The following is a 14,569-nucleotide window of genomic DNA, read 5'->3' as shown; positions in this document are numbered from 1 at the left end:
TATTATCATTGTTTATACCTTTTTTATTATACAAGAAAACACTCATAAATGCGAACAAATATTCGCTATCCCTTGAGTTTATTTATTAAAATATAATTATCAATCGAATTTGCTTACATTTAGAAAAAACTTGAGGATGTGTCCTCAAGTTTTTAGTTTAATCAGAAATTCAATGTCTAAAACGACAAATCCTTCTTAATACGATTGATTGTATTGATTAACTTCAAATAAATCAATTAAGTCAATCTCTTTATGTTTATCTTTAAACCAATTCAAAGCAAATTCATTTTTAAATAATACTAAGAACTGACCTTCTCGATCTTTAACGAGCATATTTCGCTCGTCAAATAATTTAACGTCAACTTCTTTCTGATCAAGCCATCTTGGAATCCGCTCTCCAATTGACTCTAATTGCACTTCTACATTATACTCGTGTTTCATTCGATGTTCAAACACTTGATATTGTAGCTCCCCAACAGCACCAATAATTAATGTTTCGTACGGGTGACCAGTAAATAGCTGAATCGCTCCCTCTTGGACAAGCTGATCAAGACCTTTTTTAAATTGCTTTGATTTCATTACGTTTTTAGCTGTCACTCGTTTAAATAAATCCGGTGGGAATTGTGGTAATTCATCATATTGAATCGGTTCTTTACTATCAGTTAACGTATCACCGATTCGATAATATCCTGGATCATAAATACCGATAATATCACCTGGATATGCAACATCAACGGTTTCACGTGAAGCTGCTAAGAACTGCTGCGTTTGATTTAACTTAATCGTCTTGTCTGTTCGCGATAATTTAACCGACATCCCTCGTTCAAACCGACCTGAACAAACTCTTAAAAATGCAATACGGTCTCGGTGAGCTGGGTTCATATTTGCTTGAATTTTAAATATATAGCCTGAGAAAGCATCGTAATCTGGTTGAATAATTTTATCAGCGGTTTTTCTTGGTTTAGGGCTTGGTGCCATTTTAACAAATGTATTAAAAAATACTTCAACACCAAATGGAGCTAGCGCACTTCCGAAAAATACCGGTGTCTGTTCCCCGATCATTACACGATCAAGTGAAAACGGATCACCTGCTTCGTCAAGTAATGCCAACTCTTCTAAAGTTTCTTGATACATAGGCTGTTCAGTCAAATCAAGGTAGCTGTCCTTATCTAAATCAGCATATGGAATATACTCCTCTTCCTCATTACCTTTAAAGCGAACAAATTGTTTATGATAACGATCAAAAATCCCTAAGAATCGTTTGCCCATACCTGCTGGCCAATTCATTGGATATGTCTCAATTTCTAACACATCTTCAATTTGCTCTAACAATTCAAATGGATCCCGACCCTCACGGTCAAGTTTGTTGATAAATGTAAAAATAGGAATACCGCGCATCTTACAAACTTTAAACAATTTAATCGTTTGTGGTTCAATCCCTTTTGTCGCATCAATAATCATAATAACACTATCAACTGCTGTTAACGTTCGATACGTGTCCTCACTGAAATCCTCATGCCCTGGTGTATCAAGAATATTGACGTGATACCCTTGATAAGCAAAATTCATCACACTCGATGTAACTGAAATACCTCGCTGTTTCTCAATTTCCATCCAATCCGATGTCGCAAACTTCCCTGATTTCTTACCTTTTACAGTTCCTGCAGAACGAATTTGCTGGCCAAATAGCAATAACTTCTCTGTCATCGTCGTTTTACCCGCATCGGGGTGTGAAATAATCGCAAATGTTTTTCGTTTATTAATTTCTTCTGTTAGTTTCATTTATTAACCCTCTAACCCTTTTAATTTGTCGTAATTGAAAATAGCACATGATGATTATTAATGTCAATTTCTAATTAGTTCTAATTCATCAAGCTTTCATATCTTAGTTTTGCTATAATAAAGGGATAGAATTTCTTAAGGAGCAGATTATGGCACAATTTTATTTAGACACGCAAGATATCCTAAAAATTACTGGCCAACGTTTTTTCAGGCGTGGTGTCGATTTATATAAAAAAGGCCGTGTAACTAAATTAACATATAATCAAATGATTAACTCTTGGCAAGCTACTGTGAAAGGTGGCAATCTATATCAAGTGAGTATCTTTTTCTTTGAAGATGATGATTTAGAAGCCAAGTGTGATTGTTCTGCTTATCAAACCCATTATACATGTAAGCATATTGCAGCTGTATTATTGGCAATTACGAAGCATAATTCGTCAACAACATTCTTTCCTGAGCAAAACACGACCGAAGTGACGGATCCTTTCCCACTACGGATGATTGATATGTTTGAAACAGAACAAACCGGGTTGATTACAAAAGAAACGCAATTAAAGCTTCATTATCAACTAGAGGAAAAGCGTCATCGTGTGTTAAAGGATACTTATTATGAACTTCAATTAAAGGTTGGCGAGAATCAACTGTATATCGTAAAAGAACTACCTGCCTTTATTAAGGCAATTAAATTTAATGAAGTACACAAGATTACTGAAACATTTTCTTATAAACCGAAGGATCATTATTTTGATGCGATAGATTTAGCACTGCTCGATATGATTGGTGAAGCCATTACTCACGAGGAGCTCTATTCACCTGATTTTCCAACAGTGGATAAGCGTTCTGTAAATTTACCACCATTCTTAATCTTGGATTTCTTTGAAAACTTAATCTCACGCTCATTTGAAATCATTCGAGATGATGATTCAATCATTGATCAACTAAACATCGAACAAAACTTACCGAAAATTAAGTTTCCTATTACTCTGAATGAAGATGGTAGTTTTATCGTTAATTTTCAATCATTGTTTAGTTATCAGTTTTCAAGCTATTATCAATTTTTAAATAAAGATCATGAATTTTATTTTCTATCGACAGAGCAAAAGAAAATTATTGAGCAAATTTATACGATCTTACCTTATCAGAAAAAGTATAGTTATCAAATTAGCAAAGCGAAAATGACACATTTTATCGGCTATGTCTTACCTCAGTTAGAATCAATCGGTGAGGTTCAATATAGTGAGGAGGCCGAAACGCAAATCAAACAGGTACCACTTGAAACTAAGCTCTACCTTGATTTGAAGAAAGATGCGCTAAACGTCTCTGTTGTCTTTCAATACGGAGAGGAAAAAATCTTCCCTAATCAAACAACTCAAGCACAAGAGCAAGTATTAGTCAGGGATTTTCAAGCTGAACAGGCTTTATTGACTCGATTGAAAAATAGTGGTTTTCGTTTATTAAATCAATCATATTGGCTGTTTAGCGAGGAAAAAATGTATCAGTTTATTTACGATGACTTACCTGAATTACTAGAGCAAACAAGTGTGTTTATGACAGATCAAGTTGAAACACTGAGAGCAGAACGTGATTATTTCCTAGATACCCGTGTAGAGGTGAATGCACTCACAGGTATGCTTGATGTTCAGTTTAATATCGACGGTATTACAAAACAAGATGTTCAAAATGTACTTCAAGCATTAGTTGAAAAGAAATCCTATCACCGATTGCAAAATGGTGCTTTAATCAAATTAACAGATGCTTCTTTCCAAGCATTTCAATCATTAGCTGATGAACTTTATTTCAAAAAGAAAGATTTAGCAAGCACAAGTATTGAATTATCACCAGCAAAAGGCTTACAGCTAGAACATGCACTCGATGATTCGCAAGTAGACTATTCAGAAACATTTAAGCAACTGTTACAGACATTAAAACAGCCAGATCAGTTTGATGACCAAGTTCCAGAAACGCTAAATGCCCAATTAAGAGATTATCAAGTGACAGGTTTTAAATGGTTTAAAGCTTTAGCACGTTATCAACTTGGTGGCATCTTAGCTGACGAGATGGGGCTTGGTAAAACCATTCAAGCAATTAGTTTTATTCTAAGTGAGAAAACAACTGAAAAGATTGGACCATCAATCGTCATCGCACCTGCTTCACTTATTTACAACTGGAAAAAGGAATTTGAAAAGTTTGCACCAACGTTATCTGTAAAAGTTGTTTCTGGTACTAAAGATGAACGAATGACGATTATTAAAGACAATCATGAACCTGATGTATGGATCACTTCATATCCATTGTTGCGTCAAGATGTAAAGCTGTACAAGCATATGTATTTTGATGTGATGATTCTCGATGAAGCTCAAGCGATAAAAAATCATTTAACCCAAACAGCAAAAGCAACACGACAAATTCAAGCAAAACAGCGGTTTGCATTAAGTGGAACACCTATTGAAAATCGACTAGAGGAGTTATGGTCAATCTTCCAAACGATTTCACCTGGCTTCCTCGGTCCTAAAAAAGAATTTATTCAATATCCAAATGATTATATTAGGAAAATTACTAAACCATTTATTTTACGTCGTCTGAAAACAGATGTATTACCAGATTTACCTGAGAAAATTGAATTTGAGCAATATAGCGAATTAACAAAAGAACAAAAACAAGTATATCTTGCCTACCTTGAAAGAATTGAACAACAACTAGATGCTGTTGTCGACGCTAATCAATTTAATCAAGAAAAAATTGAAATCCTTGCTGGGCTTACTAGGTTAAGACAAATCTGTTGTCATCCAAGCCTGTTTTTAGAAAATTACCAAGGGGAATCTGGCAAGTTAGAATTACTTATGACGATGATTGAACAGCTACGTGCCGAAAATCGCCGCGTCCTTATTTTTTCACAGTTTTCAAGTATGTTGAAAATCATTGAAAAAGAACTTAATAAACAACGCTATCAATCATTTTATTTAGATGGACAAACACCACTTAAAGATCGTGTCGAAATGGCTGAGGCATTTAATAATGGTGAACGTGAGATTTTCATTATTTCATTAAAAGCTGGTGGGACTGGACTAAACTTAACAGGAGCAGATACTGTGATTCTGTTCGACCTATGGTGGAATCCAGCAGTTGAAGCACAAGCAGCAGGCCGAGCACACCGAATCGGTCAAACTAAGAAGGTAGAAGTGATTCGTCTCATTACTCAAGGGACAATTGAAGAAAAGATTTTCCAACTTCAAGAACGTAAACGAAAATTGGTTGATGAAATTATCCAACCAGGCGAAACACTACTCTCTTCACTAAATGAAAAAGAATTAAGAGAACTATTAACCTTTGAACAATAAAATGTAAAACAGGAGTCCTATTCATGCTTGGACTCCTGTTTTCTTATAATAATTTTTATATAAATGTTTAATTTACATAGCACTGTTATTCTATAGCTTACTTAATTCAGCACCAATTGACAGTAATCTATTATTTCCTGGGTAATAATTATGCAGATTTTGCCGAATTAAGCTTTATGTTGCCATTCTATCTTCGTGACTTTCGATAAAGATGACACCTAGCTCATGATGTTCACCTTGATAAAAGGCACGCTGAGCAAATCGCACTTCACCACGATCATCAATAACTTCTAACCGACAAAAAGCTCGATTAATATGCAGTGCTTGATAAAACTCTCTAGGCGTTGAAACGTCTTGTCCATTGACTCTTTTAATTGTATCACCTGGGATCAATCCTAGTTCAACTGCTGGTGTACTTGGTAATATTGCTAAAACTCTTAACCCCTCTGGTAGTGGCGTAAATAAATATGGTTGTTGTTGATCTTTAATTTTAAAGCGATAACTAATAAACTCATGACCTACAACTGCAACAATCACACTTACTAACGATAAAACATGAACATAATAGCTCATTAACGAAATTGCTACAACTAATAAGCCTAATAATAAAGGGTACTCACTATATCGTTTTGCAGCTTTTGTAGGTAATCCTGATCCAACTGTAAAGTCAAAGCCGATAATTATCGGAAAAATGATTAATCCAAATGGCATCTCATTCCACTCAAATACCGGCCACCAGTTAGATGTAATTGTTAATGAGCCGATTGGCCAAATCAATAGTAATGGAATGAATGAGAGCTTCTTCAACCTGTGTAACCCAACAACCTTTCCTCTAGGGCTAGTAAATAACTCTGGGAAAGTTTGATCACTTCGAACAGAGCTTATCATAAGTGATTCAATAATGAGAAAGAGACCCATTAATGTCGTAAATACAACCCAATCCATTTGTGTTAAGTCATGTTGTAATACTGTAGGTAAGTAAGACTGATAATAAGGCAAAAATAATAAAACAATGGCGGTAAAGCCAAAAGTGTATGCACTTGAAAGCCAAGTAAAGCGTCGGCTAAGTGTGAATAAAATTGTGAAACAAGTAACGCCTGCAAGCATTAACGGATGAATGCCAACTCCTAAAATAGCTAAACAAATAGAAATAATCAGTCCAAATAATAGTCCTCTAAACCGTTGACCATACCATTCATCAAACAATGGATAAATTTTTCTTCCGAAGTATTTCCGCTCACATTTAATTCGATATAGGGATGCAAATAAGGTAAGTAAAATAAACCAATATAATAATGGATTTAACAACAGCCGTACAAATGCTTTAGCCATTTCAAGCAACCAATTTTCCATCTCTTACAACCCCCAACTAAACACTCTAATAAAATCATTAATAATTTGAAGTGACATCATTAGCATTTTTCTGCAAAAATTTCTATTATTTTAACTATACCATATGTAAGCAGTTTTGCGTTTGACTTTTCCATTTTATCAGTCGATAATTTGTGATCGCAAAAGTTGATGATTTGATTTAATAAAAATTAATGCCAATTAAAAGAGAACAGGACAAAACCCACCTCTGACATGAAGAAGCCGTTATATTTTTCTGTTTTAAAAGTTGAAGTTGAGTGTATTCTAGAAAAGTTGAGTGTATTTCGGCGAACTTGTGTGCATTTCCGGAAACTTGTGTGTATTTTCGAAAACTTGTGTGTATTTCAGCGAACTTGTGTGTATTTTCGAAAACTTGTGTGTATTTCAGCGAACTTGTGTGTATTTTCGAAAACTTGTGTGTATTTCAGCAAACTTGTGTGCATTTTCATAAACTTGTGTGTATTTCAGCGAACTTGTGTGCATTTTCGAAAACTTGTGTGTATTTCAGCGAACTTGTGTGTATTTCAGCGAACTTGTGTGTATTTTCGAAAACTTGTGTGTATTTCAGCGAACTTGTGTGTATTTTCGAAAACTTGTGTGTATTTCAGCGAACTTGTGTGTATTTCAGCGAACTTGTGTGCATTTTCGAAAACTTGTGTGTATTTCCGCGAACTTGTGTGCATTTTCATAAACTTGTGTGTATTTCAGCAAACTTGTGTGTATTTTCATAAACTTGTGTGTATTTCAGCGAACTTGTGTGCATTTTCGAAAACTTGTGTGCATTTCCGCATACTTGAACGAACTTCATAAAAGATGAAAATATAAATAGACAAACAAAAATGGCTTTGAACAATTTATTTTTGTTCAGAGCCATTTTTTTTATTTCACTTGGCAAGTTTTTTGTCCCAGCCTCTATTTAAATAATTCTTCTATTGCTTTATGCTTCTGTAAATCGTCTTGATCATTTCTAACACGTTCGATAATATCAGCAACGATTTTGCTTGCTGTTTCTTGATCAAGTTTACCATTTACCGTTAAGTTTTGGTCAGCTTGATATTGACGAATTGCTGCTTCTGTCTGTTCACTAAAGTAGCCATCTTCACGATCAACATCATATCCAAGTGCATCTAACATAACTTGAGCATAGCTAATATTAATATTTGTATCATCAAAAGCTAATGTTTCATCAATTTGAATTGGTGGTGTATAGTAATAATCTGGTTGATCAACTTCAACAGTCGGTTGAACACCAACTTCATGAATTGACACGCCTTCAGGTGATAACCATTTTAATACGGTTAACTTAAGTGTACTGCCATCTCCCATAGGAATCGTTTGCTGGACTGTTCCTTTTCCAAAACTATTACGTCCAACAATTTTTGCATCGATTGTTTCTTTTAATGAAATTGCTAGAATTTCTGATGCAGACGCACTTCCTTCGTCAATTAACACACTAACTGGATAATCTTTTGGTTTGTCTAAATCTGAGAAGAATCGCGTTCGATTGTCATCATTATCAGCTATTTGCATATACGGTTGATCACTTGGAACAAATAGTTTTAAGATTTCCTCTGTTACTTCTAATAATCCACCTGGATTACCACGAACATCAATCACTAAACCATCAATTCCTTGGGCTTCTAATGCTTTTAGTTCTTCCTCAAAGCGGACGGCTGTTTGCTCTGCAAATGATGTAATTTGAATTACACCAGCCTTATGTCCGTCTTGCTCAATTAATTCTGAATAGACCGTTTCTAAAGGAATCGTGTCACGAATTAACTTGAATACTATTAAATCAGGAACACCTGGTCTTTGAATTTCAAGGATGACTTCTGAACCTTTTTCTCCTCTAATTTTAGCAACAGCTTCGTATAGATCTAAACCTTCAATACTTTCACCATCAACTGTAATGACTTGATCATTTGGTCTTAAGCCTGCTTTTTCAGCTGGTGAATCTTTGATTGGAGCAACAATCGTTACTTTATCATCGATCATACTAACTTCTGCACCAATACCTTCAAAAGATGATTCGAGCTGCTCACTAAATTGCGCCATCGTTTCTTCATCCATATACTCACTGTAAGGATCGTTTAATGTCGCAAGCATACCGCGAACTGCCCCTTCGACAAGTTCCTCATTCGATACAGGATTTATAAAATTAGATTGAATAATTGTATATGCCTGGACAACCTTTGGTAAACTTATTGCGTCCGTTAGCTCGTTTAACATTTCTTCGTATTCTTCTTCTGTCATCAATTGACCTGATTGATCACTTTGCTTTTCATCTTGCCCTAAAATATCAACTAATTCAGTTGCAAAGTACGTTCCCGCACCGCCAATAATAATCGCTAAACCTAACAATAGAGCAAATACACTTTTCTTCACATGCACATTATTCACCTCAAATTAGCAAAACCTTACTCAGTACGCTTAACGTTAAAAACTAACTGTGATCAAGTTTTACTTATCGTTTATTTCTGATCTCACTTTATTAAAAAAGTCTTGTTTATATAGTGTAACACAAACTAATATTTCAATCAGTAAAAGAAATTTGAACAAGTAAAAAGTTTTATTGCTATCCTTTAGAAAAAGCATCGCAACTCATTGTGCGATGCTTTTTATAAGCTTTAAGCTCTTACAGTAAACATTATGGTAGATATTTCATCGGGTCAACACGGTTTTGGCCGTATGTTCCTTCAAATACTTCAAAGTGTAAGTGGATACCAGTTGAACGACCTGTCGTTCCCATTATTCCGACCTGCTCACCACGACTCACAGATTGACCTGAGCTCACACTTATTGAAGCCAAGTGCGCGTATAACGTTGTTAGATTCAGATCTGGATGATGGATCACGACTGTGTTACCATAGCCACCTCTTACTCCAGCACTTACTACAACTCCATCTTCGGCTGAGATAATTGGCGGTGACGCTGCATTAGTTGAAGATCTTGCAAAGTCAAGCCCATTATGCATACTTTCATAGCGAGTAAACGGGTCAATTCTCTTGCCATACTTTGAACTAATTCGATAAGGTCCACCGACTGGGATTAACAATTTCCCACCGCTACTTGCCGGCGGATTACTTCCATTTCCACTATCTGTTTCTTTTTCTTGAGCTAATTGAGCTAATCTTTCTTCTTCTTTTTTGTTATCGAGTAGTTGTTTTAATACTCGCTCTTGATCTGCGATAATTTGTCGTTGATCTTCAATAGACATCTTTAATTCTTCTAATTCAAAAAATTCTTCTTCTAACTCATGTGCAGTAGCAACTTGTGTATCTCGTTGCTGATTTAATTGTGCTTTTAAGTTAGATAGTTCTTGTTGCTGAGCTACTAGAGTCGCACGTTTGCTCTCTACTTCAGCCTTTTCTTCATCAAGTTTGGCCTTATCAGCAACTAATTGTTCTTTTTTTGCTTCAACAGTTTCATGCATTTCTTCAAGATCAGCTTTATCGCGTTCTTGAGCAGCCATGATCGTTTTATCTGAATCTAGTATTTTAGAAACTGCAGTCGCACGGTTAATAAAATCTGTAAAGCTTTGAGCGCCAAATAAAACTTGTAAATAGTTAATATTTCCACCGTTATGTTGCATTGAACGGAGTCGATTTTTGATTAAAGTATCTCGCTCTTCAATTCGTTCAATTAGATCGGTAATTTGTATTTCTAATTCTTCTAATTCTGCCTCAGTCTCTGTAATTTTTGTTTCAGTTTCAGAGATTGATGCTTTTAGATTTGCGATTTCTTGATTGGTTGTATCAATTTCTTGTTGTTTTGCGTTAATATTTGCTTGAGTTACTTCTAGCTCACCGTCTATTTCACTAATTTTTGCTTTAACTTGAGCTTGTAGTTGTTCATTTTGTTTAATTTTTTCTTCTGCATCTTTTTCTTCAGAGCTGATTGTAGATCGTTCTTCTCTCAACTCCTGCAATTCTTTCTCTAACTCAGCAATACTCTTTGCTGAAACAGGACTCATTCCAGGACTAACGATACCAATTGCCAAGATGACTATTAGTATGTAGGTTATTATACGTTTCATCTATAGATTTCTCCTTTTCAGCTTAGATTTTTTTAGTTCTTCCTTATGTATTCAAGATAAGTCTCTTAAACTAAGAGACTTATAAACTTATACTTTAAGAAACTTACGAACACTCATGACACTACCCCAAACACCGATGACTGCACCAATTAAGAGCACAATTCCTGATAGTTGCCAGACAAACGGGTTAAATGGAAGTATCGTAATAAATTCAAATTGATTCACAACGTCAGCATTTTTATCTAAGAAGTAATAACCAGTAAAGAGTAATGTAATCGGAATAATACTTCCTAAGACACCTAGTAATAATCCTTCAATAAAGAATGGCCAGCGAATAAACCAATTCGTAGCACCGACTAGTTTCATAATCTCAATCTCTCTACGTCTAGCAATAATCGTAATTTTAACTGTATTAGAGATTAAAAATATCGCTGTAAATAGTAAAGCTACGATTAAAATTAAGCCAATATTTCTTGCGTAATTGTTAAATTTGAAAATGTTCTCAACGACACCTTGTCCGTAATTAACCTTTTCAACTCGATTCATTGTCTCAATTTCTTCTGCAAGCTCGATTGTGTCTTGTGGTTCAAATGCTTTAACGATATAAGCATCATTAAGTGGGTTTTCATCTTCATCTAATAATGAAAATGCATCCCCCTCATCACCCATACTTGAAATTAAATCTTCAAGCTCTTGATCACGGGATGAAAACTCAACTGATGCTACTCGATTTAGGGATTCGATCGATTGACCTAATTCACTAATTTCTTCATCTGTTGCAGTTACATCAATTAAAACTTTAATTTGGACATCTTCTTCAATATTTGCTGCTACGTGATTTAAGTTCATCATTAAGGCTAAAAATACTGAAACTAATAATAAGGTTGTTGTAACAGCTCCGACTGATGCTAATGTCATCCAGCTGTTTCTCCAACTACTTTTTAAACCTTCTAATACGTGTCGTTTCAATGTTCTAATTTTCATAACCATAATCACCTCTATATTGATCGCGTACAATCAAACCATCTTCCATTGCAATAACACGGCGTTTAATTGTATTAACAATTTCTTTACTATGGGTAGCCATGATTATGGTTGTACCTGATGCATTAATTTCTTCTAGGATTTTCATGATCTCCCAAGATGTATCGGGATCAAGGTTTCCAGTAGGCTCATCTGCAATCAACAATTTTGGATAATTAGCAATTGCTCGTGCAATCGCAACACGTTGTTGCTCACCACCTGATAGTTCATCAGGAATAAAACGGGCTTTATTTTTCAGTCCAACTTGATCTAAGACTTCCATCACACGTTTACGAATTTGTCGTGGCGATTGTTCAACTACTTCTAATGCAAATGCAACATTCTCGTAAACAGTTAGTTTAGGAAGTAACTTAAAGTCTTGAAAGACAACTCCAATATCGCGACGCAACATAGGAACATCTTTCCATTTCATATCGACTAAGTCTTTATTATTTACTTTAATCGTACCACTTGAAGCTATTTCTTCGCGGAAAATTAACTTTATAAAAGTTGACTTTCCTGCTCCACTTTGTCCAACTAGATAGACAAATTCGCCGGGTTTAATATCAACATTAATACCTTTTAATGCGGCGACACCATTGGGATAAGTTTTCTTTACATCTTGCATTTGTATCATGTATATACTCACCTTTTTTATCAAAATTGTGGATAAAATATAATAATATGATTGCTTACTCTCAATCTACTACATTATAACATCAAAAACGACTTTTTTTGGTCTTTTTTTATTACAATTTGATTTCAAAACCTGTAAAAAAATGCAACATTGACTTTTACTAGGTGGTTTGAACTAATTTATTAGTGACAAAATACCTAGGTTAAATCACCTTGTTATCTGATTATTCATGTGAAATTGACAACAACGATTAAATTATAACAGAGCCTCTCATCATCTTCCATTCTATTAATTTAGCACGACTATAAAAATTGTGTAAAAAAAAGAGAGAGCCTAGTTTTTACTAAAGCCCTCTCCGATAACTTCACTTGCATTCATAACGATAATAAATGCGTTTGGATCAATTTGTTTAATAATTTGTGTTGTCCGACTAAATTCATTCTGATTTACTACAGACATAATCATTTTCTTATCTTTTCTTGTATAGCCGCCCTCGGCTTGCCAAACTGTTACTCCTCGATCTATCTCATGTAACAGTGCATCTCGAATTTCTTCTAAATAATCACTTACTACCATAATTGCCTTGGAGTTATTGAGACCAACTTGGACTAAATCGATTGTCCGACTCGTCACAAATAAACCAATCAATGCATACAATCCCGCTTCAACTGAAAATACAAATGTAGCTGTTAAAACGATTATTCCATCAAATAACGCAACGCAAATCCCAAAAGGTAATGGGACAAATTTGTGAAGAATTTGTGCAGCTAAATCAATTCCACCCGTTGAGCCTTTACCCCGGAATACAATTCCTATCCCCAATCCACATGCCATTCCTCCAAAAACCGCTGCTAGTAGCGGATCAGAACTAGCTGGATTCCAGTCTCTTGTTAATGAGACGAATAATGGAACCATCACAGTACCTACTAATGTTTTGATACCAAAGCCACGTCCGAGTATCCACATGCCTAGGAAGAATAAAGGTATATTGATTGCCCATTGAACTATTGATGGTTCAAATTTAAACAATGCATAAAGAATTGTACTGATTCCTGCAACTCCACCTGATGCAATTTTGTTGGGTAATAAGAATAAATTAAAGCCTATTGCAACGAAAAATGAACCGAGGATAACGAGTCCATATTCAAAAACGAGTATCGCTTTAGTAGGCAATGGCTGGCGTCGATATTTTGCAATCATTAATCATCACCTCTTACTTTTCCATTTACCTACACATTTTGACGTAAATAGGCATCAATAAACGGATCAATCCCACCGTCCATTACACTTTGTGTATTTCCAATTTCTAAATTTGTTCGGTGGTCTTTAATCATTGAATAAGGGTGGAATACATATGATCGGATTTGACTTCCCCAACCTATATCCTTTTGCTCACCACGAAGTTCATTTAGTTCTGCTTGTTGTTTTTCGATTTCTAGTTGATAAAGTTTAGATTTCAACATCTTTAATGCCTGCTCGCGGTTCTTAATTTGTGAACGTTCAGACTGGCATGTTACAACAGTATCTGTTGGTATGTGTGTGATTCTGACAGCAGAGTCAGTCGTGTTAACGTGCTGTCCACCTGCACCACTTGCTCGATAGGTATCGATTTTTATCTCTTCAGATTTAATTTCAATATCAATATCATCATTTAACTCAGGTGTAACTTCACATGATACAAATGACGTATGTCTACGCCCTGAAGAGTCAAACGGTGAAATTCTAACTAGTCTATGAACACCTTTTTCTGCTTTTAAATAACCATACGCGTTATGTCCTTTTATTAGGAGCGTCACACTTTTAACCCCAGCTTCTTCACCTGGTAAATAGTTTAATGTCTCTACTTTGAAATTTTTATGTTCTGCCCATCGCGTATACATACGTAAAAGTAAACTTGCCCAGTCCTGGGATTCAGTACCACCAGCACCTGGATGAAGTTCTAAGATGGCATTGTTTTTATCATGAGGATCACTTAATAAAATCAACAATTCATATTGATTTAAATCTTTAATTAGTTTTTCTAATTCTTCATTTAATTCCTGTCTTAGCTCTTGATCATCTTCTTCTTTAACAAATTCATAAGTTACTTCTAAATTTTCTAACGCTTCAACATGTTGATCAAAGGTTTGGACAAGATTTTTCAAATGATTTACCTGATCTATAATCTTCTGAGCATTTTTTTGATCATCCCAAAAGTTAGGTGCTGTCATTTCATTTTCTAGATCGGCAATATCGGCTCTTTTCTTTTCTAAGTCAAAGAGACCCCCTAAATTCGTCAATGCGGTTAGAAATCTTCGTTAGTTCTTGTTTTATTTCAGTTAATTCCATACTTTCACCTCAAAATGTAATTGATATATTCGTTACAATGGACATCCACTGATG

General features: G+C 35.1%; 9 protein-coding genes. 1 reads left to right on the top strand and 8 read right to left on the bottom strand.

The genetic code is table 11. From position 1 onward, the window contains the following. Positions 1-195 precede the first annotated feature (195 nt). On the bottom strand, positions 196-1,782 hold the full coding sequence (locus AXY_RS03590; protein ID WP_015009414.1) for a peptide chain release factor 3: 1,587 nt from the start codon (positions 1,780-1,782) through the stop codon (positions 196-198). Between the two features lie 149 nt (positions 1,783-1,931). Between AXY_RS03590 and AXY_RS03585 the strand changes: the two genes are divergently transcribed. Then, positions 1,932-5,120 carry a DEAD/DEAH box helicase gene (locus tag AXY_RS03585; RefSeq protein WP_015009413.1) on the top strand — a complete coding sequence of 1,063 codons (3,189 nt, stop codon included), beginning with the start codon at positions 1,932-1,934 and terminating at the stop codon, positions 5,118-5,120. A 174-nt stretch (positions 5,121-5,294) separates the two neighbouring features. Here the strand turns inward: AXY_RS03585 and AXY_RS03580 are convergent, their stop codons facing one another. The 7 genes from AXY_RS03580 to prfB all read right to left on the bottom strand — a co-directional run bounded on the left by AXY_RS03580 (position 5,295) and on the right by prfB (position 14,515). Next, positions 5,295-6,473, bottom strand: a complete 1,179-nt coding sequence (locus AXY_RS03580) for a PDZ domain-containing protein (protein ID WP_015009412.1) — start codon at positions 6,471-6,473, stop codon at positions 5,295-5,297. 930 nt (positions 6,474-7,403) lie between these two features. After that, on the bottom strand, positions 7,404-8,882 hold the full coding sequence (locus AXY_RS03575) for a S41 family peptidase (RefSeq protein ID WP_015009411.1): 1,479 nt from the start codon (positions 8,880-8,882) through the stop codon (positions 7,404-7,406). A 256-nt stretch (positions 8,883-9,138) separates the two neighbouring features. Further along, complete coding sequence (locus tag AXY_RS03570) at positions 9,139-10,527, bottom strand: murein hydrolase activator EnvC family protein (RefSeq protein ID WP_015009410.1); 1,389 nt, start codon at positions 10,525-10,527, stop codon at positions 9,139-9,141. An 87-nt stretch (positions 10,528-10,614) separates the two neighbouring features. Beyond that, positions 10,615-11,511, bottom strand: coding sequence for a permease-like cell division protein FtsX (gene ftsX / locus AXY_RS03565; protein ID WP_015009409.1), 897 nt, complete (start codon positions 11,509-11,511; stop codon positions 10,615-10,617). Further along, positions 11,501-12,187, bottom strand: a complete 687-nt coding sequence (gene ftsE, locus AXY_RS03560) for a cell division ATP-binding protein FtsE (protein WP_015009408.1) — start codon at positions 12,185-12,187, stop codon at positions 11,501-11,503. The genes ftsX and ftsE overlap by 11 nt, the downstream gene beginning before the upstream one ends. 333 nt (positions 12,188-12,520) lie before the next feature. Further along, positions 12,521-13,387, bottom strand: a complete 867-nt coding sequence (locus tag AXY_RS03555) for a YitT family protein (RefSeq protein ID WP_015009407.1) — start codon at positions 13,385-13,387, stop codon at positions 12,521-12,523. A 29-nt stretch (positions 13,388-13,416) separates the two neighbouring features. Further along, positions 13,417-14,515 (bottom strand): peptide chain release factor 2 gene (gene prfB, locus AXY_RS03550; protein ID WP_155835458.1). Its coding sequence is split into 2 segments (ribosomal slippage): positions 13,417-14,451 and positions 14,453-14,515, totalling 1,098 coding nucleotides; the frame shifts between segments, so codons are not numbered across the junction. Positions 14,516-14,569 lie beyond the last annotated feature (54 nt).

It is taken from the genome of Amphibacillus xylanus NBRC 15112, from assembly GCF_000307165.1.
Lineage (GTDB): Bacteria > Bacillota > Bacilli > Bacillales > Amphibacillaceae > Amphibacillus > Amphibacillus xylanus.
This window is presented reverse-complemented; position numbering and strand designations above follow the sequence as displayed.

Coding starts and splice junctions, on each gene's coding strand:
- AXY_RS03585 (WP_015009413.1), top strand. CDS start 1,932: ATGGCACAATTTTATTTAGACACGCAAGATATCCTAAAAATTACTGGC.
- ftsX (WP_015009409.1), bottom strand. CDS start 11,511: ATGAAAATTAGAACATTGAAACGACACGTATTAGAAGGTTTAAAAAGT.
- AXY_RS03580 (WP_015009412.1), bottom strand. CDS start 6,473: ATGGAAAATTGGTTGCTTGAAATGGCTAAAGCATTTGTACGGCTGTTG.
- AXY_RS03555 (WP_015009407.1), bottom strand. CDS start 13,387: ATGATTGCAAAATATCGACGCCAGCCATTGCCTACTAAAGCGATACTC.
- AXY_RS03590 (WP_015009414.1), bottom strand. CDS start 1,782: ATGAAACTAACAGAAGAAATTAATAAACGAAAAACATTTGCGATTATT.
- AXY_RS03570 (WP_015009410.1), bottom strand. CDS start 10,527: ATGAAACGTATAATAACCTACATACTAATAGTCATCTTGGCAATTGGT.
- ftsE (WP_015009408.1), bottom strand. CDS start 12,187: ATGATACAAATGCAAGATGTAAAGAAAACTTATCCCAATGGTGTCGCC.